Source organism: Pedobacter jeongneungensis (assembly GCF_000633455.1).
GTDB classification, from domain to species: Bacteria; Bacteroidota; Bacteroidia; order Sphingobacteriales; family Sphingobacteriaceae; genus Pedobacter; species Pedobacter jeongneungensis_A.
Genome location: NZ_AYMG01000016.1, coordinates 1 through 21,485, shown reverse-complemented (window position 1 = coordinate 21,485; position 21,485 = coordinate 1). Strand labels below are relative to the sequence as shown.

26 protein-coding genes are annotated in these 21,485 nt (G+C 38.9%); 16 read left to right on the top strand and 10 right to left on the bottom strand.

The annotated features are described in order from the left end of the window. Positions 1 to 7: 7 nt before the first annotated feature. From U859_RS0115260 to U859_RS32370, 5 genes are all read right to left on the bottom strand, one after another. The gene (locus tag U859_RS0115260) at positions 8 to 331 is read right to left on the bottom strand and encodes a hypothetical protein (RefSeq protein WP_025144220.1); all 324 of its coding nucleotides are present in this window, start codon (positions 329 to 331) and stop codon (positions 8 to 10) included. Then, a complete protein-coding gene (locus U859_RS0115255) occupies positions 332 to 1,255 on the bottom strand; it encodes a helix-turn-helix domain-containing protein (protein WP_025144219.1) in 924 nt (307 codons plus the stop codon). Next, positions 1,252 to 1,572, bottom strand: a complete 321-nt coding sequence (locus U859_RS0115250; RefSeq protein ID WP_025144218.1) for a hypothetical protein — start codon at positions 1,570 to 1,572, stop codon at positions 1,252 to 1,254. Before U859_RS0115250 ends, U859_RS0115255 begins: the two co-directional genes overlap by 4 nt. 6 nt (positions 1,573 to 1,578) lie before the next feature. Beyond that, positions 1,579 to 1,845 carry a hypothetical protein gene (locus U859_RS32375; RefSeq protein ID WP_240183057.1) on the bottom strand — a complete coding sequence of 89 codons (267 nt, stop codon included), beginning with the start codon at positions 1,843 to 1,845 and terminating at the stop codon, positions 1,579 to 1,581. A 105-nt stretch (positions 1,846 to 1,950) separates the two neighbouring features. Next, positions 1,951 to 2,397 carry an SDR family oxidoreductase gene (locus U859_RS32370; RefSeq protein WP_240183056.1) on the bottom strand — a complete coding sequence of 149 codons (447 nt, stop codon included), beginning with the start codon at positions 2,395 to 2,397 and terminating at the stop codon, positions 1,951 to 1,953. Between the two features lie 271 nt (positions 2,398 to 2,668). On the opposite strand from U859_RS32370, the gene U859_RS0115235 reads away from it, so the two are divergent. Continuing rightward, positions 2,669 to 3,298 carry a DNA-3-methyladenine glycosylase family protein gene (locus U859_RS0115235; protein WP_025144217.1) on the top strand — a complete coding sequence of 210 codons (630 nt, stop codon included), beginning with the start codon at positions 2,669 to 2,671 and terminating at the stop codon, positions 3,296 to 3,298. A gap of 256 nt (positions 3,299 to 3,554) precedes the next feature. Here U859_RS0115235 and U859_RS0115230 read toward each other — a convergent pair whose 3' ends face one another. The 3 genes from U859_RS0115230 to fucP all read right to left on the bottom strand — a co-directional run bounded on the left by U859_RS0115230 (position 3,555) and on the right by fucP (position 7,515). Continuing rightward, complete coding sequence (locus U859_RS0115230; RefSeq protein WP_025144216.1) at positions 3,555 to 4,337, bottom strand: SDR family oxidoreductase; 783 nt, start codon at positions 4,335 to 4,337, stop codon at positions 3,555 to 3,557. A gap of 221 nt (positions 4,338 to 4,558) precedes the next feature. After that, positions 4,559 to 6,196, bottom strand: a complete 1,638-nt coding sequence (locus U859_RS0115220; RefSeq protein ID WP_025144214.1) for a UxaA family hydrolase — start codon at positions 6,194 to 6,196, stop codon at positions 4,559 to 4,561. An 8-nt stretch (positions 6,197 to 6,204) separates the two neighbouring features. Further along, positions 6,205 to 7,515, bottom strand: coding sequence for an L-fucose:H+ symporter permease (gene fucP, locus U859_RS0115215; RefSeq protein ID WP_025144213.1), 1,311 nt, complete (start codon positions 7,513 to 7,515; stop codon positions 6,205 to 6,207). Positions 7,516 to 7,755: 240 nt separating this feature from the next. On the opposite strand from fucP, the gene U859_RS0115210 reads away from it, so the two are divergent. Beyond that, complete coding sequence (locus U859_RS0115210; protein WP_025144212.1) at positions 7,756 to 8,625, top strand: AraC family transcriptional regulator; 870 nt, start codon at positions 7,756 to 7,758, stop codon at positions 8,623 to 8,625. A 200-nt stretch (positions 8,626 to 8,825) separates the two neighbouring features. Here the strand turns inward: U859_RS0115210 and U859_RS0115205 are convergent, their stop codons facing one another. After that, positions 8,826 to 9,785: a GlxA family transcriptional regulator gene (locus U859_RS0115205; RefSeq protein ID WP_025144211.1), complete on the bottom strand. Its 960-nt coding sequence runs from the start codon at positions 9,783 to 9,785 to the stop codon at positions 8,826 to 8,828. Between the two features lie 133 nt (positions 9,786 to 9,918). Here U859_RS0115205 and U859_RS0115200 point away from each other — a divergent pair, with 133 nt between their 5' ends. The 14 genes from U859_RS0115200 (at position 9,919) to U859_RS0115135 (ending at position 20,012) form a co-directional block, all read left to right on the top strand. After that, entirely contained in the window at positions 9,919 to 10,413 is a 495-nt protein-coding gene (locus U859_RS0115200; protein ID WP_025144210.1) for a DinB family protein, read from the top strand. A 3-nt stretch (positions 10,414 to 10,416) separates the two neighbouring features. After that, positions 10,417 to 10,923, top strand: coding sequence for a DinB family protein (locus tag U859_RS0115195; RefSeq protein WP_025144209.1), 507 nt, complete (start codon positions 10,417 to 10,419; stop codon positions 10,921 to 10,923). Between the two features lie 14 nt (positions 10,924 to 10,937). After that, positions 10,938 to 11,345, top strand: a complete 408-nt coding sequence (locus U859_RS0115190; protein WP_025144208.1) for a hypothetical protein — start codon at positions 10,938 to 10,940, stop codon at positions 11,343 to 11,345. Positions 11,346 to 11,480: 135 nt separating this feature from the next. Then, complete coding sequence (locus U859_RS0115185) at positions 11,481 to 11,897, top strand: VOC family protein (protein WP_025144207.1); 417 nt, start codon at positions 11,481 to 11,483, stop codon at positions 11,895 to 11,897. Between the two features lie 317 nt (positions 11,898 to 12,214). Continuing rightward, the gene (locus U859_RS0115180; RefSeq protein ID WP_025144206.1) at positions 12,215 to 12,592 is read left to right on the top strand and encodes a DoxX family membrane protein; all 378 of its coding nucleotides are present in this window, start codon (positions 12,215 to 12,217) and stop codon (positions 12,590 to 12,592) included. A 101-nt stretch (positions 12,593 to 12,693) separates the two neighbouring features. Beyond that, positions 12,694 to 13,125, top strand: a complete 432-nt coding sequence (locus U859_RS0115175; protein ID WP_025144205.1) for a DUF2147 domain-containing protein — start codon at positions 12,694 to 12,696, stop codon at positions 13,123 to 13,125. Positions 13,126 to 13,131: 6 nt separating this feature from the next. Continuing rightward, positions 13,132 to 14,151: a WD40/YVTN/BNR-like repeat-containing protein gene (locus tag U859_RS0115170; protein WP_025144204.1), complete on the top strand. Its 1,020-nt coding sequence runs from the start codon at positions 13,132 to 13,134 to the stop codon at positions 14,149 to 14,151. A 140-nt stretch (positions 14,152 to 14,291) separates the two neighbouring features. Then, on the top strand, positions 14,292 to 15,107 hold the full coding sequence (locus tag U859_RS0115165) for a TerC family protein (protein ID WP_025144203.1): 816 nt from the start codon (positions 14,292 to 14,294) through the stop codon (positions 15,105 to 15,107). A gap of 105 nt (positions 15,108 to 15,212) precedes the next feature. Then, on the top strand, positions 15,213 to 15,917 hold the full coding sequence (locus tag U859_RS0115160; protein WP_025144202.1) for an HAD family hydrolase: 705 nt from the start codon (positions 15,213 to 15,215) through the stop codon (positions 15,915 to 15,917). After that, positions 15,904 to 16,740 (top strand): phosphoribosyltransferase family protein, encoded by an 837-nt coding sequence (locus tag U859_RS0115155; protein WP_025144201.1) that lies wholly within the window; start codon positions 15,904 to 15,906, stop codon positions 16,738 to 16,740. The genes U859_RS0115160 and U859_RS0115155 overlap by 14 nt, the downstream gene beginning before the upstream one ends. Position 16,741: 1 nt before the next feature. Continuing rightward, positions 16,742 to 17,296: a TerD family protein gene (locus U859_RS0115150; protein WP_025144200.1), complete on the top strand. Its 555-nt coding sequence runs from the start codon at positions 16,742 to 16,744 to the stop codon at positions 17,294 to 17,296. 6 nt (positions 17,297 to 17,302) lie between these two features. Further along, positions 17,303 to 17,917: a TerD family protein gene (locus tag U859_RS0115145; RefSeq protein ID WP_025144199.1), complete on the top strand. Its 615-nt coding sequence runs from the start codon at positions 17,303 to 17,305 to the stop codon at positions 17,915 to 17,917. Between the two features lie 27 nt (positions 17,918 to 17,944). After that, entirely contained in the window at positions 17,945 to 19,042 is a 1,098-nt protein-coding gene (locus U859_RS0115140; protein WP_025144198.1) for a toxic anion resistance protein, read from the top strand. A 7-nt stretch (positions 19,043 to 19,049) separates the two neighbouring features. Next, positions 19,050 to 20,012, top strand: coding sequence for a hypothetical protein (locus U859_RS0115135; RefSeq protein ID WP_025144197.1), 963 nt, complete (start codon positions 19,050 to 19,052; stop codon positions 20,010 to 20,012). 399 nt (positions 20,013 to 20,411) lie between these two features. On the opposite strand, the gene U859_RS0115125 is transcribed toward U859_RS0115135, so the two are convergent. Beyond that, complete coding sequence (locus U859_RS0115125) at positions 20,412 to 20,837, bottom strand: hypothetical protein (RefSeq protein ID WP_162799940.1); 426 nt, start codon at positions 20,835 to 20,837, stop codon at positions 20,412 to 20,414. Between the last annotated feature and the right edge of the window lie 648 nt (positions 20,838 to 21,485).

Genomic DNA, 21,485 nt, shown 5'->3' with positions numbered 1-21,485 from the left:
CTTTCTGTTATTTAAGGAGGTTTTCGGTTTTGGTGAGGAATTTTGCTGTGGCCTCGTTTATATCCAGGTTCATACGGTCGGCCAATACGGTTAGCCACCAAATGCATTCGCCTAGTTTATGTTCGAGTTCAGGAACAGTTTGTTCGCCTTTGGGCCAGCGTCCTTGCTGCGACATGGTCAAACGCCCCACCAAACCGGCATCGGTAAGGAAAGCAAGGGCATCTTCTTCAACCGTCCACTCGCTGCCATGGTGTTGCAATTCCAGCTCACGGTAACGTTCGCGAAGCACTAAAGATCTTTCCTTTATTTCTGCTAAATCTAAATTTTTCATCTAATTTTTATAAAATGACTGTTTAAAAGCCACCGGGGTTTGATTGGTTTTCTTTTTGAAAATTTTATTGAAGGATTGAGGATGTTCGAAACCTAAATGATAAGCCACTTCGGCAACCGTTAATTTGTCGGATGCTAAAAATTCTTTTGCTTTTTCAATCATTTTCTCATGAATGTGCTGTTGGGTATTCTGTCCGGTAAGGCTACGCAACATATCGCTGAGATAGCGTGGCGAAAGATTTAATTCTTCCGCCAGGTACGAAACCGTAGGCAATCCCTTGGTCAGTGTTTTTTCATCATTGAAATATTGGTTGAGAACATCTTCCAGTTGGGTTAAAATATCGTGGTTTGCTGCTTTCCGGGTGATAAATTGCCGTTTATAAAATCGGTTGCTGTAATTGAGCAGCACTTCAATATGCGAGATAATTACATCCTGACTAAAATCGTCGATCCTGCTATTCAGTTCCTGTAAAATATGCTCGAAAACTTCAGAAATGGTGATTTTTTCTTTTTCAGAGAGATATAAAGCTTCATTTGCCGAGTAAGAAAAGAAGCCATAATTGTTAATGCTTTTAGCCAGTGGATAATTCCTTAAAAAATCTGGATGGATCAACAAAGTATAGCCGGAATAATCTTTTTCGTCTTCTGCTGCGGCAATGATCTGGTTGGGCGACAAAAAAGAGATGCCACCTTCTTCAAAGTCGTAATAATGCTGTCCGTATTTTATCTTACCCTGTAGGTTTATCTTGTAGGAGATTTTATAAAAGTTGAACAACAGCATGGTTGGCAATTCGGCCTCAGGTGTAGTAATATCGGCGTAATTAACCAAACTCACCAATGGATGCAGCGGTTTTGGTAAACCCAATGCACGGTGCAATTCGGATATGGAATCGAATTTTTGGGGCAGGCGCTCTTCCTTTTTCATATTACAAATCTATTATTAATTTGGTGTTCAACCTGGTTGATGGTCCATTCTACGGTATTCTGGTCGATCATATCGTGTACAACAGATTCACTCAGTTCGTTCATCAGGCGGTGCATGGATTCCGTTCCATTTTTCACAGTATCCCAGATCAGCATGTCGACAATGGTACGGTCAGATTTTTGAAAAATCCTTCTGGAGATAAACCCTTGCTGCCGTTTCAAAAATTCATCAATTTCACCATTGGCAGCAATAAACTGTTCGCAGGTATAATCTTTTAACTTAAAGGTAGTAATTTCTATGGCTTCTGATTTTTTCATGGTTGCTTATTTTAATTCTGGTGCATTAAGGTTTAAGGTTTGGCGCAGGTTGATCCTGAAGTTTTCGCTTCCCTGATTAAGGCGTTGCTGCGCGATTTTTTTAGCATCTTCTCCGGCAAGATAACGCAACTGGTCTTTGCTATCAGTTGCAGCTTCATAAACTACTGCTGCAATTTTTTCCGCCTCGGTAAAAGTGATGAGTGTGCCATCGGCAAAGAGTTCACCCAGTCTTTTGTTTAATGTTTCATAATCCTGATCTATTTTAGCCTGCATGCCGTTAATAAAATCGCTTTTGATACCGCCGGGTGCTACCGTTTTAATCCCGATGTTGAACTGGGCAAGGTCATAAGAAATACTTTCGCTAAATCCTTCTAAAGCTCATTTGGTAGCATTGTACACTGGAGAGAGGGGATTGGAAGAGAAACCGCAAACCGATGTAGTGGTAATAAATAAACCGTTTTTACGCGATTTAAAATAAGGGATAAAAGCTTTAATTACACGGAGCACGCCAATCAGATTGGTATCGATCTGTTGGATAATCTGTGCTTCAGTGTAAGATTCTAAAGCGCCAACCAAGCCATAACCGGCATTGTTGAATACCAGATCGATATTACCCGTTGTGATGGCCTGTGCAATGGTTGCTTCTATCTGCTCTGTATTGGTTACATCGAGTGGTAAGAGACTTACATTTTCCAGAAGTTGTAATTCGGTTTCTTTTTCTGGATTGCGCATGGTGGCGATTACTTTCCAGCCTTTTGATTGAAATAATTTTGCGGTGGCTTTGCCCAAACCTGTTGAAGCGCCTGTGATGAAGATTGTTTTCATTTTTATGGAGTTAAATATTACCTCACAAAGGTGTGGAATGCTTAAAGGGCTGGATGATCCAAAATGAGTTATGTTGTAGCTGAAATGACGTTATTGTCATTCTGAGCGTAGCGAAGAATCTCTAACCTATGCAATACAGAACCCAAATGAGCTTATGATTATTCATTTCGAAGAATAAAAGATTCTTCACTGCGTTCAGAATGACAGCAAAGAAGTTTTGACAGAGGTTACACTACCTTAATCCTTATTATATTTGAATAAAAACATCTCCATGTTCGAAACATTTGATCAGACCAATTTTTATCAGCTTTGCGATTTACTGGGTAGCAGGGATGCAGATTTACAGGCGATTTTAAATCGGTATGGTTATCCGCCGTTTTGGTCGAGGCCGAATACCTTCGAATCTTTAGTGCATATTATTTTGGAGCAGCAGGTTTCTTTGGCTTCGGCATTAGCCACGTTGAATAAATTAAAAGAAAAAATAGGGGAGGTTAAGCCTGCACGCTTGTTATTGCTTACCGATCAGGAATTAAGGGATTGTTATTTCAGCCGGCAGAAAACAGTTTATGTTCGGCATCTGGCCGAAAGCCTGGTCAGTGGGGCTTTATCTTTAAGCAAAATGGAAACGATGGATGATTTATCCATTAGAAACCAGCTTAAAAGTATTAAAGGTATCGGCGATTGGACGGTAGATATTTACCTGATTTTTATGCTGCATCATACCGATATATTCCCGATAGGTGATCTGGCTGCGGTAAACTCCTTAAAGAAAATAAAAGGTTTGGCACCCGCTGTAAGTAAAGAAGAAGTGTTATTAGTGGCAGATCAGTTTAAACCTTATCGCACCATCGCCACGATGCTGTTATGGCACGCTTATTTAGAGGAAAGGAAGAGAAAGTAAGGTTGTCATTCTGAGCGTAGCGAAGAATCTCCACCCTATGAAACACTGAAGCCAAGTGAGCTTATGATTAAAGCGAATATTCCATTTCGAAGAATAAAAGATTCTTCACTGCGTTCAGAATGACAGAAATGGCTTAAGAAACCAATTTCAGATTGTTTTTTAGGTTTCGGTCTGTGGAGACACAGACCGAGGAGAAGAGCTTTAAGATTCCCGCCTCCGCGGGAATGACACGCCTTATTGAATTGAGCGTAGTACTTTACAACAAAGCCCTATCCAAATGTACATAACCACCATCTACATGGATCAACTGACCGGTAGTGTGGCTCGATTTATCCGATAATAAAAACACAGCAGTGTTGGCAATCTCTTCCACAGTAGTCATCCGGCTTTCGAATGGGATTTTATCGGTAATGCTTTTCAGTTTTTCATCACGGTCTTCAAAAGTGTTGATCCATTTCTCATACAATGGCGTCCAGGCTTCGGCTACGATGATTGCATTTACACGTATGCTAAATGGTAACAATTCTACAGCCCATTCACGTGTTAAGGCATTTCTGGCTCCGTTTGATGCCGCGTAACCAGATGTTCCGCCCTGACCAGTTTCAGCAGTTTTACTGCCAATATTTAAAATAGATCCTTTACTTTCTTTTAGTGCAGGGAGCGCGTATTTTGCCAAAAGATAATAATGAACCACATTTTTATGTAGCGATTCCATAAAAGCTTCGTAGGTGCCGCTTTCTAGTCCTACGCCATCGTTTACTCCCGCATTGTTCACCAAACCATCTATTCTGTTGTATTTTGTAAGAATGTCATCAACAATGGTTTTGCAACTTTCTGGTGCGGTAAGTTCTGCTGTAAAATAGTCGGCTTTTAAACCTAGTTCTTTTACTTCCTGAAGCATTTTCAGGTTATCTTCCTCATTTCGGCCAATGATAATAGGAAGTGCATTTTCAATGGCTAAAGCCTTAACAATTGCTGCGCCAATGCCTTTTGCACCGCCACTCACCAGTATTATTTTTCCGTCTAAATTTAAATTCATATTCGGTTAGGTTTTTATTTTGTTTTTTTACCACAGAGGACACAGAGTTTTTCACAGAGAACACGAAGTATAAGTTGGAGAGTTGCATCATTCCCAACTAGATTGGGAATCTTATTGCCAAGCGCTAGGTACTTTAAGATTCCCGCCTGCGCGGGAATGACGAATTTGTTTTGAGATCTTAATCTCACATCTTCCATTTTACCTCATCCATTTTCCATAATTTAAAGGCTTACTCCTCTTTTCCAGGGGATAAAATCATCCTGGTTAAGCTGTACGGCTTTTGGAATTTCTTCTCCACTGGCTACTTTAATGCAATATTCTAAGATGTCTTCGCCCATTTCGTTAATGGTTTTTTCGCCGTTAATCACCGCTCCGGTATCGATATCGATAATGTCGCTCATGCGTTTTGCCAGAACGGAATTGGTAGCTACTTTAATGGTTGGGCATACCGGGTTTCCCGTTGGGGTACCCAAACCCGTGGTGAACAGGATAAGCGTTGCACCAGCAGCTGCTTTACCTGTAGTAGCCTCTACATCATTTCCTGGGGTGCATACCAGGCTTAAACCCGGTTTAGTGGCAGGTTCGGTATAATCTAAAACATCAACCACGGGAGAAGAACCTGCCTTTCGTGCTGCTCCGGCCGATTTTATCGCGTCGGTTATTAAACCGTCTTTAATGTTGCCTGGTGAAGGGTTCATGTAAAAACCGGAACCTACTTTATGTGCCAAATCATCATATTCGGTCATTAAGCGAATAAATTTTTCGGCAGTGGGCCGGTCTACAGATCTGTCGATCATTTCCTGTTCCACGCCACAAAGTTCGGGAAACTCTGCCGATAACACCTTTGCGCCCAATGCAACCAATAAATCTGCACAGTAACCCACAGCCGGATTGGCAGAAATGCCACTAAAACCATCACTGCCTCCACATTTTACGCCTACGCATAATTTGCTTAAAGGGGCTTCTGTACGTTGTTGTTTATTGATAAACATCAGGCCTTCAAAGGTACTTTTGATTGCATTTTGGATCAATTGCTCTTCACTCTGTGTTTTTTGCTGCTCGAAAATTAAAAGTGGTTTATCAAAATCAGGATCGAGCGCAAAAAGATCACGTTTAAAATCTTCTACCTGTAAATGCTGACAGCCTAAACTTAAAACGGTAACGCCTGCCACATTGGGGTGATTGGCATAAGCAGCCAACAATTTGCTCAGCGTATCCGAATCCTGACGGGTGCCGCCACAACCGCCATTATGTGTTAGGAATTTAATCCCATCCACATTTTTAAAGGTACGGTTGGCTTTATCTGCTTTGGGTTCGAAACTGATGTTATCGATGCTTTCACCATTTTCGTAAGCCTGAACAAGTTTGTGTGTATATGATTTATATTGTGCATCAACCGCATAACCCAATTCGCTATACAAGGATTCTTTAATGATGTCGAGGTTTCTGTTTTCGCAGAAAACCGTTGGAATAAATAACCAGTAATTTGCAGTACCCACTGCACCGTTTTTACGGTGATAACCATAAAATTTACGATCGGCAAATTGGCTTACATCCGGGGCTTCCCATTTATAATCAACATTGCGGTAAGCAAAGGGTTCGGCAGCATGTTTGGTGTTCTCTATACTCATGCGCATACCGGCTTTTACCTCAAACTGGACTTTACCAACCAGAACACCATACATGATTACTTCATCACCGCCCTTCATATCCTGCATAAAAAACTTGTGCTTGGCCGGAATTTCATCAACAGTTAGATAGGTAATCCCTTCGTGCACTATTTCTGTTCCTTTGGGTAAATCCTGTAATGCTACCAAAACATTATCAGCGTTATTAATCCTGATGACTAATTTTTTCATTATCAATTTTATGCTTCTAAACTTATTTCTTTTTCAATATGGTTGGGTTTCCAGCCTTTCCAGCCAAAGTAAAATACCACTAAAAAGCAAACGAAAGGCACTAAATAACCATATTGTATATTGTGTGTGGCATCTGATATCAGACCCAATATCGGTGGTAAAAAAGCACCGCCCACTATCGACATTACAATGAGCGACGAACCCAGTTTGGTATCTTTACCTAACCCGGCTATTCCTAAAGAGAATATGGTTGGGAACATGATCGACATAAAAAATGCTACGCCAATCAGTGCGTAAACGGTGATCATCCCACTGGAAAAGATGGAAACTAATGTGAGGACGGCGCTGATTAAGGCGTATAACATTAACAATCTATGCGGAGCTACAAACCTCATGAAGAACGTTCCGGCAAACCTACCTAACATAAAAGCCAAACCTGCTGCACCCGCATACCATTTTGCTTGATCCTGTGTGATTCCTGCCGATGTGGTAACGAAACTGATAAATAAACTGAGTACGCAAACCTGAGCACCAACATAAAAAAACTGTCCGATAATGGCCCAACGCAAATGACTATGGCCCAATACATGGCCAAAACTACTTTTTTCATTGGCACTTTCTTCTTCTTTGATATCGGGCAGTTTGGTGAAAATAAATAAAATGGCCACCACAATAATTATGAGACCCAAAATTAAGTACGGCGCCTTTACTGTTGAGGCTTCTTCAAGCACGTAAGCCTGTTTTTCTAAAGGCAGTAGTTTTGCCAATTGGGCATCGGTATATTTTGCTTCGGTAAAAATGAGTTTACCCCCAATAACCGGAGCTAAAAAAGCGGCTAAACCATTAAACGATTGAGAAAAATTTAATCTTTGCGTAGCCGTTTCTGGCGGCCCAAGTACGGTAACATAAGGATTTGCAGCCGTTTCTAAAAAGGTTAAACCACAGGCGATGATAAAAAGTGCGCCCAGGAAAAAAATGTATTGTGCGGTGTTGGCGGCTGGAATAAACAATAGACAACCCACAGCAAACAAAATTAAGCCTAAAATGATCCCGCTTTTATAACCATATTTACGCATAATGTAGCCTGCAGGTAGCGCCAATAAAAAATAGGCGATAAAAACCGATGAATCGACCAGGGTAGATTCGAAAACATTCAGTTGAAAGGCTTTGCGTAAATGCGGAATCAATACCGGATCGAGGTTATGGACAAAACCCCAGAAGAAAAAGAGGCTGGTGACCAAAATTAATGGAAACAGGTATCCCTTGCTATTTTTTGACGTATCGGATACCTGAAAATTCGTTGTTGTGGTGTGGCTCATATTGGTTTGGTTATAATTGGTTAAGCTGGTTATTGGCAACTTTTGGATAGAGCTGATGGATATAACAAAGAATAAATAATCCCACCTTCATAATTATGTTTTTGGTTAGTTGTTGCTTTACAAATTAAGCCCTTAAGTGCTAATAAAAATTTAACTTTATGATCTAATTATTAAATGATATTGGCTCAATTTTATACATTGCGAAATATTACTGCATATTAGATTGATTTTTTAAGAATTATGAAACCGCATTTACTTAATGTATCTACCAATACCGTAGATTCTTTTAGCGCCCGGAGGGATATTATGCCAGATATTAACAACCTGTGGCATTACCATTCTGCTTTAGAGCTAATTTACGTTAAAAAAGGCAGGGGAACGCAGTTTATCGGCGATAGCATTAAAAATTTTAGTGAGGGGGATGTGGTGCTGCTGGGAAGCAATCTGCCGCATTACTGGCGTTTTGATCCCGAATTTTTTGAGAAAAAAGAGGAAGAATCCGTTGATGTTTATGCCATCCATTTTAAAGAAGATTTTTTGGGAGCAGCCTTTATTGATCTTCCCGAAAACCAGGAACTTAAAAAAATGTTGGCACAATCTAAACAGGGGATCCAGCTATTAGGGATCGCTAAAGAAAGGATTGCGGGTTTAATGCCACTCATTATTGAAGCCACGGGTACCATGCGGATTATCAAGCTATTGGAAGTTTTAACTGAAATTGCCAATTGCGAAGAGAAAAAAACATTGGTTTCATTAGGATTCAAGCCTAATTTTCTGGAAAACGAGAAAGACAGGATCCAGTCGATTTATAATTATACCATCAGTAATTACAAAAATAAAATAGAACTAAAAGAAATTGCTGCAGTTGCTAAAATTAGTCCCAATTCTTTCTGTAAGTTCTTTAAAACTAAAAGCAGAAAAACCTACACCCAGTTTCTGAACGAAATAAGGGTGGGGCAGGCTTGTAAATTATTGATCGAAAATGATTTAACAGTAAAGGAGATTTGTTACGATTGTGGTTTTTATAACTTTACCAGTTTTCATAAATATTTCAGGGAAATAACCGGAAAAACACCGCTTAAATATCAGCAGGCTTTTTCGAAGCAGTAATGTTTTTTAGTGGTTGGAGCAGATACCAATTATTCATAGCCCCGATCCGATAGCTATCGGATGAACGTAAAGCCTGGAGCGAAGCATGTGGACTGCCCCCAAAAAGCGGGACCGAACTTTTACCAAGAACCACATGTTTTGCGCTTCAAAAAAAACGCTTAGATTTCTCCACTGCGGTCGAAATGACGGTATCTCATGATCTACCTCGCCTGAAATTTATCCCGATACTGTGTCGGCGTCATCCCAACAGATTTTCTGAACACTTTCCTGAATGCTTTCGGGTCGTTATAACCGGAATTAAAAATCACCTCTGTCATTTGTTGTGCCGTTTGCTCTAAAAGCTTTTTGGCGGCTTCTATACGGGTTTGCTGCAGGTATTCGATAGGGGTGATACCGATTACCTGTTTAAAGCGGCGCACAATATTTCTCCTGCTTGATGGAATATCTTTGATCATTTCTTCAATCGTAGCCACATCCTGATAATTGCTTTCTATTTTTTCCTGTGCCGAAGCCACCAGGTCATCATTATGGTGACGGATGGGCTGAAAAGTGCTAAAGTACAACTGGTTTACACGGTCCATATCGATGGCGAAAATTTTAGCAACTTTAACCGCCATATCTTTCCCGCAATGGATCTGTAAAAGGTGCAGCAATAAATGAAAGGTTGATGTAGCACCTCCGCTGGTAAATAGTTTACCATCCTGCGTTACCGTTTTATCGGCCTTTAAGTGCACCTTTGGAAAAGCGGTAGAAAATGCTGAACAGGCATCAACGTGTGTGGTAGCCGCTTTGCCATCCAACAATCCCGATGCGGCCAGTAAAAATGCACCGGTACAAAAAGTTGCGATTTCTGCCCCTGCTTGATGCTGTTTGTTCAACCATGGGATATAACTTTTATTGGCCGAAATGCATTCCTTAATATCATTGGTTGCAAACGATGGGATCAGAATAAGATCAAGATCGGTGGCTTTTTGTAAAGGTATACAGGGGTGTTCGCTAAAGTTGTAATTTTTATCATCAGCAGTAATTAAACTGATATTAAAAGGCGTTTCCAGCTCATCTTTCCGATAAAATCCATTTACGGTATCAAAAACATCTAAAATAGCCGCTACGCTCAATAATCTGAAGTTTTGGGGCATTAAAACGCCTATTTTTATCATTTGGTTAAAATTTAAGTGTAGTAAATATATAAAAATTGTCTGAAATGCCCCTCAATATTGACTTTTACGGCAAGGGTAGGCATCAATATTAAGTCTTAACTTTATTCTTATACTAACCACCTGATAAAATAATATGAAAAGCAAACCAACCAGTAGCAGAATGTACGGCATAATTGTATTATACGAAATGCAGACAGATTTTTTATTGAGGGCTTTAGATGGGATAGATGAAAAGGATGCGCAGAAAAGATTGGATACCAAAGCCAATCACATCGCCTGGATTACGGGTAGCATAGTGCAGGGGCGATATTTTCTTGCTAAATCGTTCGGCATCGATCTTCCATCCATCACTGATGAACTTTTTGCTAATAACAAGGGCATTATCGATGATGCGGTTTATCCGCCGCTTGCCGATTTTATAAAAGATTGGAAAGACATTTCTCCAAAGTTACAGGAAGCCCTAACCCAGGCCACGGATGAAAAGCTGGAAGAGAAACTCAACATACCCGGAATGGAAATTACCCTCTTCGAAATGATCAGTTTCAGCACTTATCGCGATGCAAACTGCATCGGACAAATTGCCTTGTGGCGGAGATTATTGAACTATCCAGGAATGAATTATATGTAAGCTATGGAAAAATTAATTAAAGAAGCTGATGAAACCTTATTGGCATTGGAAAACGCTTTCTCAAAATTTGATACCCCACTAGTGAATAAAGTGCCTTTTGAGGGCAGCTGGACTGCAGGGCAATTGGCTGAGCACCTGGTTTTGTCGAATTCGGGCTTTTTGCAGGTTATTAATGGACCTGTAACGGAGACAGATAAGCCAGCCGATTTAATGGTTGAGACCATTAAAAAAGATTTTTTGAATTTTAATGTGAAGTACGATTCTCCGAAAGAAATTTACCCTGAAGATAGGACCTACAATCCGTCTGAATTGTTAGGAAATTTAAAGCAGATTAGGGTAGGCATTTCGGAAGCGGCGGGAAACCTGGATTTAACTAAAACCTGTAGCTCCTATGAATTGCCCGGGTATGGTTTTCTTACACGTTTGGAAGCTGTTTATTTTGTGATATATCATACGCAGCGACATATCCACCAATTAAAAAACATTTACAGTGGCTTAAATTCCAATTGATTTTAACTAAATTTATGAGAAACAGCAGGCTTGATTTATTAAATCCCTATATCGGTAAATGGAAAACAGAAGGTTTAACCAAATCTGGCGAAGTAATTACCGGAACCGATACTTACGAATGGATTGATGGCAGTTTCTTTTTAACACATAAAGTAGAGGTAACCTTTAACAAGAAGAAAATACAATCTTTAGAAATTACCCATTATGATGATATGGAGGATGTTTTCAGGTCGCAATCTTTCGATAACGAAGGAAACATTTCTATCTCGACACTTAAAATTTACGATGATATCATTTTAATATTTGCTGATACTGAAAGATTTAAAGGGAATTTTAAAACCAATAGCATAGAAGGCCTGTGGGAACAGTTTGATGGAAAAAACTGGGTGCCATGGATGGATATAAAACTGACGAGAATATAGATGAAGTCCGAAGTCCGCAGTCGGAAGCCGACTAATCGCAAGGCTATTAATCATCAAACCATGACCAATGCCCAATGAACAATTTTCAATTACTAGTGAACTAATGACGAATTAACTAATAAACTAAACAAAACAATGGCAACACTTAACACGTATTTAAATTTTAACGGGAACACAGAAGAAGCATTCAACTTTTACAAGTCAGTTTTTGGTGGCGAATTTTTGGTCGTGCAACGTTATAAAGATTCTCCCGGCTGCGATGGTATGCCTGCAAGCGATCAGGAAAAATTGATGCACATCGCTTTACCCATCGGCGGCAATATTTTAATGGGAACCGATATTACCAATCCAATGCCAGCGGCAACCTTTGGTACGGGCATTTCACTTTCGGTTGATGCAACAAGCGAAGAAGAAGCTAAACGCCTGTTTGATAGCCTGTCTGCAGGTGGTACCATTACCATGGCTTTAGAAAAAACATTCTGGAACGCACTTTTTGGTATGGCTACCGATAAATTCGGGATCCAGTGGATGGTGAATTATGATTATAATTAGAGTCTAAAGTCCGTAGTCGTGAGTACTAAGTCTGAGATCACCAGTAGAATAATTACCAATTATCAAGGCTAAATGATTAATCTTAGAATGATCTATCAACTATAAATAATTTGACCATTAAGAAGTTAAGGATATTAAGGTTTTAGTAATTATTCTAAGTTATGTGGCTATCAGCCATGGACTATCAAACTATTGACCAAACAGGCGGTTTAACGTTCCGCGTTATAATCAGCTAACCAATTTAAACAATTCACCAGTTAACCAATTGAACCAATAAATTTTATTATTTTTAAAATACAAACTAAAACTTAACCGCTATGAAAATTGCAGTAATTGTTGTACGCGTGCTTTTGGCCGCCATGTATCTATTTGCTTCCGTAAGCTATTTTCTTAACTTGATGCCGAAGGCGCCGGAGATGACGGCTGCGCAAACCACCTTTATGACAGGCATAATGGCATCGGTTTATCTCTTCCCGTTGATTAAAATAACAGAATTGATCGGAGGTGCATTATTGCTGATTAACCGAACAGCACCGCTTGCTGCGATCATTATTTTTCCGGTAACTTTAAATGTCTTTCTGTATCATGCATTTTTAGGTCCCAAAGATCTTCCAATGGTTGCAGTAATGTTGTTATTCAACCTGTTCCTGTTTTATGCTTACAGGGCCAAGTATCTACCCATCGTTTCAAAGTAAATTTTCAGATTTTAAAACTTTCTCATACTTTTTCTCTTTATTTAGTGTTTCGGTATAAGGTGTAATTCATTATCTTTAAAAACTAACTAGAAATAAAAAATATGAGAAAGTTACCATTTTTAATGCTGCTCTTTGTAGCAGTATCATTTTCTGCCTTTGCACAGAATAAAGATGCTATTGTAGGCAAATGGCTAAATCCATCCGGAGAAGGACAGATAGAAATTTATAAAAAAGGAGATAAGTTTTACGGGAAATTAGCATGGATAAAGGAGCCGAATATCAACGGAAAACCTAAATTAGATGTTAAAAATCCAGACGAAAATCTACAGAAACGTGCTTTGTTAAATCTGGAAATACTAAAGGATTTTAAATATGATGATGGCAAATGGACCGATGGAACAATTTATGATCCAAAAAGTGGTAAAACCTATAGCTGTAATATGACCTTAAAAAGTGCTGATGTATTAAACATCCGTGGTTATGTGGGTATTTCACTTTTAGGCCGATCGGAAACTTTTAGACGTGTTAAATAACAATCAATGAAGAAATTAATATGGTGCCTTTTAATGGCACCTTTTTTTTGCGCTGCGCAGTCGTATATTGTTAAACCCTTAAATGAGAGTGCTAAAACCAGTTTGCGTGGTTTAAGCGTGGTATCTGATCAGGTTGCCTGGGTAAGTGGCAGCAATGGCTCAATTGGTAAAACAATTGATGGCGGCAAAACCTGGACATGGGTAAAACCTAAAGGATATGAAAAAATCGATTTCAGGGATATCGAAGCTTTTGACGATAAACAGGCCGTTATTGTGGGTATTGCATCGCCGGCGTATATCTTAAAAACCACCGATGGGGGCGAAACCTGGACAGAAAATTACAAAAATGTAGATTCTGCCATATTTTTGGATGGGGTTAGTTTTTGGGATAAAAACAGAGGGATCATTTTCGGCGATCCGATCAATGATCAATTGCAATTGCTTAAAACAAGCGATGCAGGAAAAACCTGGCAGGATATCACTTCAAATTTAAAAACCAGTTTAGCCAAGGGCGAAGCCAGTTTTGCCGCCAGCGGCACAACCATTAAAACACTGCCGGGTGGAAAAACCTGGATTGCCACCGGTGGAACAGTGTCCAATATTTATTTTTCACCTGATTATGGCCAAACCTGGCAGGTATTTAAATGCCCTATTTTACAGGGCGAAAATAGCACAGGGCCTTTTTCTATCGATTTTTTAAATGAAAAAATTGGTGTAACTGTTGGCGGAAACTATGTAAAAGATAAAGAAAATGTCAATAACATTCTTTTAACCAACGATGGTGGTAAAACCTGGCGAAAGCCAAATACACCTGTTTGGGGCTTTCGTTCGGGCGTGGCTTACCTCAGTGCCAAAACATTAGTTGCTACAGGAACATCGGGTACAGATATCTCAACAGATGGTGGTCAAAACTGGAAACACATTTCTGATAAGAGCTTTAATGCTGTTCAAAAAGCAAAAAAAGGTAAGATAGTTGTGCTGGCAGGAGATAAGGGAGCGATTTATCAATTAGATGCTGTTAACTAATATTTGACGCTAAATACGTAACAATTTTAACAATTGTCATTCTAACAATAGAACAATCATATAAATAAATAGCAGAAATGATAAAATTTTGTTTCTTTGTTATGAAAACTAAAACTTTAATTTAAAAATACACACGCTCAATGGATTTTCTGCACACAATTTTAGGTGATGATATACAGGCCGGATTATTAATTATTTTAAACCTGATTGTAATCGAGAGTTTGCTCTCAGTTGATAATGCTGCGGTTTTGGCTACCATGGTTATGGATTTGCCAAAGAACCAACGCGATAAAGCATTAAAATATGGTATTATCGGTGCTTACGTTTTTAGGGGTATCTGTTTGTTCCTGGCTGCATGGCTGGTAAAAATCTGGTGGTTAAAACCGCTGGGTGGTTTATACCTCCTGTACCTGGCATTCGATTATTTTAGAAAAAAGAACAGTAAAAACAACGAGGAAGAAGAGGAAGTAGATAAAAGCAAAAGCTGGATCTACAAATCAACAGTAGGTTTAATCGGTACCTTTTGGGCAACAGTTGCTTTGGTAGAAGTAATGGACCTTGCCTTCTCTATCGATAACGTTTTTGCTGCGGTAGCGTTTACCGATCATATCTGGTTAATCTATATCGGTGTTTTTATCGGTATTTTGGCCATGCGTTTCGTGGCACAGGCTTTTGTGAAATTAATGGAGAAATTTACCTTTTTAGAAACGGTAGCTTTCATCGTAATTGGTGTTTTGGGTATTAAACTTACCTCATCATTGTTTACACATTTCTACCCGGAATCGCCTATCTCCCATGCCATCGAAGGTGAAAAAACAGATCTTTTCGTATCTATTTTTACCGTGGCCATTTTTATTATACCAGTAATAACGTCTTTATTATTCAACTATCCAAAAAAACACAAAAGCGACATTATCATTTCGGATGATGCTGAAGATGTATTGGATAAATCTTAATTGTAAGGCTTATCTGTGATAAATCTTACAATCAAACCTTCCTGATATTACAACCAAATTTTGTAATATTAGGATTTAATAAAATAGATTAGGAAACAGGGTGCAATGGCTTTTTACAAACATTACTCATTCGATCTTTGGTTAACGTTGATTAAATCTAATCCAACGTATAAACAGGAACGGGTACAGTATTTTTACAAGAATTTTAACGGCAAGCATAAAAGCCTTGACGAGATTGCCATCACTTTCAGGCAGGTTGATTTAATGGTGAATGCCATTAATGAGAAAGCCGGAAAAAATGTTGATGCAGACGAAATGTATTTAATGATCATCAGTATGATCAATGATTACGATTTTAACTTTCGTGATGTAGACCTGCAGGTGCTGGACCATGATATGGAGCAAATCGTATTTGCCCACATGCCGAAACTCTACTGCGATGATTGTTTAAATGTGCTGGCTAAGATTAAGGAATCGGGCAAAAGTTCCACCAATATCTTAAGCAACACCGGGTTTATTAAAGGTAAAACTTTAAAAAAGGTCATCAATCATTTAGGTATCGGTCAGTATATCGATTTTCAGCTTTATTCAGACGAAGTGCGCATGTCTAAACCCAGTACTGGATTTTTTCAGTTGATGCTGGATACCATCGACAGAACAAAACATCCTGAATTACAGTTAAAAGAGATCATACATATTGGCGATAACCCGCATGCCGATGTCCGCGGGGCAGAAGCCATAGGCATTAACAGTATGCTGATCAATTCCAATAATCTATCTATCTCAAACCTACTCTATGATACCGTATAGTTATTCACTCCATAAAATCGACAATACAACCGACTTCGGTTTTAGTGCTGACGATTACAGCCGTTTTAAATTTGGCGATGACCTGGTCGCCAGGTCATTTGGTAAGGCCCTCGCCGATGGCTTTATCCGCTATTACCTCGTTGATAACCTGATTACCGATCAGATTGTGGTCATTTCAAGTCCTTACAGCTTCATACCCACAGCAACTTTTGCGATGAAAAATTATTTCGTAAGTCAGCTGAATCGTTGGCTGGTCGAAAATGGTGGTTTAGCTGTGCAGGAAACAAAAGTACACCGAACCATTACCTATAAGGAAGATTATGGCGAATTAAGTGCAGAAGAAAGGCTTTCGCTCATCGGAAATGATTCTTTTCACATTGATAAGGATTTTCTGACCGGTAAAACCCTTTTGTTTCTGGATGATATCAAAATTACCGGAAGCCACGAGCGCATGATCTTAAAAATGGCAAAAGAATACGGCCTGAAAAACGAAATGCACATGCTTTATTTTGCCGAACTGGTGAATAAAAATATCCATCCAAATGTAGAAAACCTGCTGAACTATCATCAGATTAAATCTATTTTTGATCTGGAAGAAATTATCGATAGTGAAAATTTTTGTTTCAATACTCGCATTGTAAAGTATATTTTAAATAGTACTTCGAGTAGTTTTACCATATTTTTAGAACGTAGAAGTACCGATTTTATCAACCAGCTTTACGACCTTTCGCTTGGCAATAATTACCATACCATAGAGGCGTATTCCGAAAATTTACATCTCATTAAAGATTATATCAAAAACAACAATTATAAATTAATTTAATATGGCTATTAATTTGCAAAAGGGGCAAAGAGAAAATATCAATGCTCCTAAATTTACAATAGGTTTAGGTTGGGATACCAACAGCTCTTCTACCGGTTCTGCATTCGATTTAGATGCTTCAATTTTTATATTAAACGATCAGAAAAAATTAGTTTCTGACGAAAATTTTGTTTTCTACAATAACCTTGTTTCTCCAGATGGTGCTGTAGAACATACAGGCGATAACTTAACCGGAGATGGTGATGGCGATGATGAGCAGGTTAAAATCGATCTGACCAAAATTGATGCTAAAGTAAGCGAAATCTGCATTGTGGTAACCATTCATGATGCGGAGAACAGAAGACAGAATTTCGGCCAGGTGAGAAACTCTTTCATCCGTATTTTTGATACCACAACCAATGAGGTGGTTTTAAAGTATGAACTGGAAGAAGATTTCTCTATCGAAACGGCTGTAGAATTCGGCAGAATTTACAAACGCGAAGATAAATGGAAATTTGAAGCAGTAGGCGTAGGCATGAAAGGTGGTTTACAGGATTATTTAAACAAATATCAATAAAATATTATGGCAATCAATCTTCAAAAAGGACAGCGTATCAGTCTTGAAAAAAGCAATGGTAGCAAACTGCAAAATGTTTGCGTAGGCATTAACTGGGGCGCAATTGAAAAGAAAGGTCTTTTCGGTTTCGGATCTTCAAAAGAGGCTGTAGATTTAGATGGAAGCTGTGCCTTGTATAACGAAAACAAGCAGCTTTTAGAAGTTGTTTATTTTGGTAACCTAAAATCTAAAAACGGATCGGTAAAACATAGTGGTGACGATTTAACCGGCGATATGGGCGGTGATGATGGTCTGGACAATGAAGTGATTACGCTTGATTTTGCCCAGCTGGATGCTAATGTAAGTTATGCGGCTTTTGTGTTGAACAGCTTTAGAGGTCACGATTTTGGAACCATTCCTTTTGCATCTATCCGCATTTACGAAGGTACAACCAAACGTGTAAACGAAGTTTTCGCTAAATACGATATTGCCAACGGTTCTAATTTTGCAGGTCACGTATCAATGGTAATGGGTGTTTTCTACAAGAAAAACGGCGAATGGAAATTTAATGCCATTGGCGAACCAACCAAAGACAGAAAACTGGAAGATACTGTTAAAACTGTAACCCAAAATTATTTATAAGCTGCAAAGCCGATCATATCATCAACTATGGAAACCAACCCAAATCTGCCCCAGGTTCTTACACCGGTTAAACTGGATAAAGACGGGAATGTTGACCTCGAAAAAATAACTTCTGAGGAAACCACTAAATACCATGAAATTGGAAAATCGCTTGAACCATCAGATGTAAATTCGATCCTGAATTACGGAAGCGACGCCCAAAATTCAATGGAGAAATACAGTAACGAGTTTTTATCGTCTGTACGTACCTATAACAGTGGCGAAGTTGGCGGTTTAATTAACGAACTGCTTACCGAACTAAATTATATTGATGTTTCTGAGCTTGAACAGAGCGGCTTTAAGAGTTTTATCTCTAAAATTCCATTTTTAAAGAGTTTAGTGGTTGATGTGAAGAAACTTTTTCAGAAATACGATGTGGTGGTGAATAATATCGATAAAATCACCAACAAAATTAAAGCCGGAAGGTTAAATTCGATCAAGGATAACAGCTCGCTGCAAACCATGTTCGATAGCAATGTCGGGTACATCCACCAGATGGAAGAACTGATTATTGCAGGCCAACTGAAATACAACGACCTGAATATTAAACTTGCAGAAATGGAAGGCAGGCCTGCCGATTACCAGGATTATGAAATTGCCGATTTAAGAGATTTCATCAGTCGTTTGGATAAAAGGCTTGCAGATATGAAGATTGTGCGTTTTATTATGTTACAATCTTTAGCGCAGATTCGTGTCGTGCAGAACAACAATACGTCTATTGCAGAAAAAGCCCAGTCGATTGTGTCTACCACCATTCCGGTATGGAAAAACCAATTGACCATTGCGGTTGCTTTACAAAGGCAGAAAGCCAATGTAGAGATGCAAAAGAAAATTTCGGATACCACGAATACCATTTTGCAGAAAAATGCAGAAATGCTAAAGCAAAACAGTATCGATGTGGCCAAAGAAAATGAAAAAACTGTGGTATCTTTGGAAACCCTAAAATTGACCACATCATCATTGATTGAAACACTTAACGAGGTGAAACAGATTCATGAGGCAGGTGCACAAAGCAGACGTGTGTTAGATGGCGAACTTAAAACTTTGGAAGCAGAGTTGAAAAAGAACGTTACGAGGGTGAATTAATTAAAACATGGATGAATACCGTTTAAATATTATCAAAAAATCAAGCGCAGAGATCAACCGTTTACAGTTGCTCTCTGTGTTTTTTGATGATGAAGTGATTTATAAAATTTACTTACGGAGCCAGGTTATTCATCAGCTTTTTGCCAATAATGAAGAACTGGAGATCGAAAAACTGGATCTTTTTCACCTTCAGTTTACCGATAGTGTAATCGAGTTGCTCAAAAAGATTAAAAAGAGTAACGAGAAAAATGTATCACTCATTTACGATGAGATCGATCTTAATGAAGAACTGATAGACCGTATGGCGGGAACGCTGGTTGATCAGAAAAGTTTTCAGCAGGATAAACAAAAGCAATCGCTTAAAGTAAACCTGTCATTGCGGAAACTGTTCAGTGTATTGTCTGACTTAAGCACAGATTTTCCTTTCTCTAAAAACATCAATGTTTTCAGTTCTAAATACGCTAACGATTTTTATTTCGATCTTACCACCGGTCAATTTGCCCAACTGATTAATTTTCAGGATAAACAGGTATATACTCATGTGTATGCCACTATCGAGAAAAAATTGATGGGGAAACTGTGTAAATACGATTTTCGTACAGAATTTTACATCGGTTTAAAATCGGGCGAACAGGTTATAGAAGTATATAAATTTATGGAAACAGACAGTTATTATCTCTTTTTTCCAAGCAGAAACCTCTTTTTATTGTGCGATTTAACCATTTTGAAAGATCTGGATACTTCTACCAATCTTTCCGAAAAGGGTAAGATTATGCAGGAACTTCAATACAAAAATGATAAGTTGAAAAGCAATGCTGCGGTGTTAAAAACCGCCATTCCGCACGAGGTAATTAATTTGCTGGAAGATAGTTATCATAAAATATCGGATATTAATTTCTTAAACCACCTCAATAATTTCGATGTTCAATCGAATATTTTAAAAACCATGTTAAATACGGATTTGTTTTAAGGTTGATTTTTCGCCATTCCGAGCAAATCTTTATATCTAAATCGTCATTTCGACTGTAGCTTACCAATTTTTCATTGGTTGCGAAATGGAGAAATCTTTGAACCGGGTTTAGTAGCATTTTTAAAAGATTTCTCGACTTCGCTGCGCTCCGCTCGAAATGACGTAGCTACTGTGAACTCCACCCGAAGAAGAATTAATAGAGTGATCGTCATTTCGACTGTAGGGTGCCGATTTTTCATTGGCCGCGAAATGGAGAAATCTTTGAATCAAGTTTATTAGCATTTTTAAAAGATTTCTCGACTTCGCTGCGCTCCGCTCGAAATGACGGAACTAGTGTAAACTCCACTCGAAGAAGAATTAATAGAGCGATCGTCATTTCGACTGTAGCGTGCCTATTTTTCATTGGCCGCGAAATGGAGAAATCTTTGAACAGGGTTTAGTAGCAACTCTAAAGATTTCTCGACTTCGCTGCGCTCCGCTCGAAATGACGGGAATAATGTAAATTCCTATTGAAGACAGAATAATAGAGCGATCGTCATTTCGACTGTAGCGTGCCGATTTTTCATCGGCAGCGAAATGGAGAAATCTTTGAACAGGTTTAGTAGCATTTTTAAAAGATTTCTCGGCTCCGCTCGAAATGACGAAACTAGTGTAAACTCTACTCGAAGAAGAATTAATAGAGCGATCGTCATTTCGACTGTAGCGTACCGATTTTTCATCGGCAGCGGAATGGAGAAATCTTTGAACAGGTTTAGTAGCATCTTTAACAGATTTCTCGACTTCGCTGCACTCCGCTCGAAATGACGTAGCTACTGTAAACTCCATTCGAAGAAGAATTAATAGAGCGATCGTCATTTCGACTGTAGCGTGCCGATTTTTCATCGGCAGCGAAATGGAGAAATCTTTGAACTAGATTTATTAGCATTTTTAAAAGATTTCTCGACTTCGCTGCGCTCCGCTCGAAATGACGGAACTACGGGCACTTCGTTCTAGTTGAATTTATTACTAGAAAAATCGTCATTTCGACTGTAGCGTGCCGATTTTTTATTGGCCGCGAAATGGAGAAATCTTTGAACAGGGTTTATTAGCATTTTTAACAGATTTCTCGACTTCGCTGCGCTCCGCTCGAAATGACGGAACTACGGGCACTTCGTTCTAGTTGAATTTATTACTAGAAAAATCGTCATTTCGACTGTAGCGTGCCGATTTTTCATCGGCAGCGAAATGGAGAAATCTTTGAACCAGATTTATTAGTATTTTTAAAAGATTTCTCGACTTCGCTGCGCTCCGCTCGAAATGACGAAACTAGTGTAAACTCCACTCGAAGAAGAATTAATAGAGCGATCGTCATTTCGACTGTAGCGTGCCGATTTTTCATTGGCCGCGAAATGGAGAAATCTTTGAATAGGGTTTAGTAGCATTTTTAAAAGATTTCTCGACTTCGCTGCGCTCCGCTCGAAATGACGTAGCTAC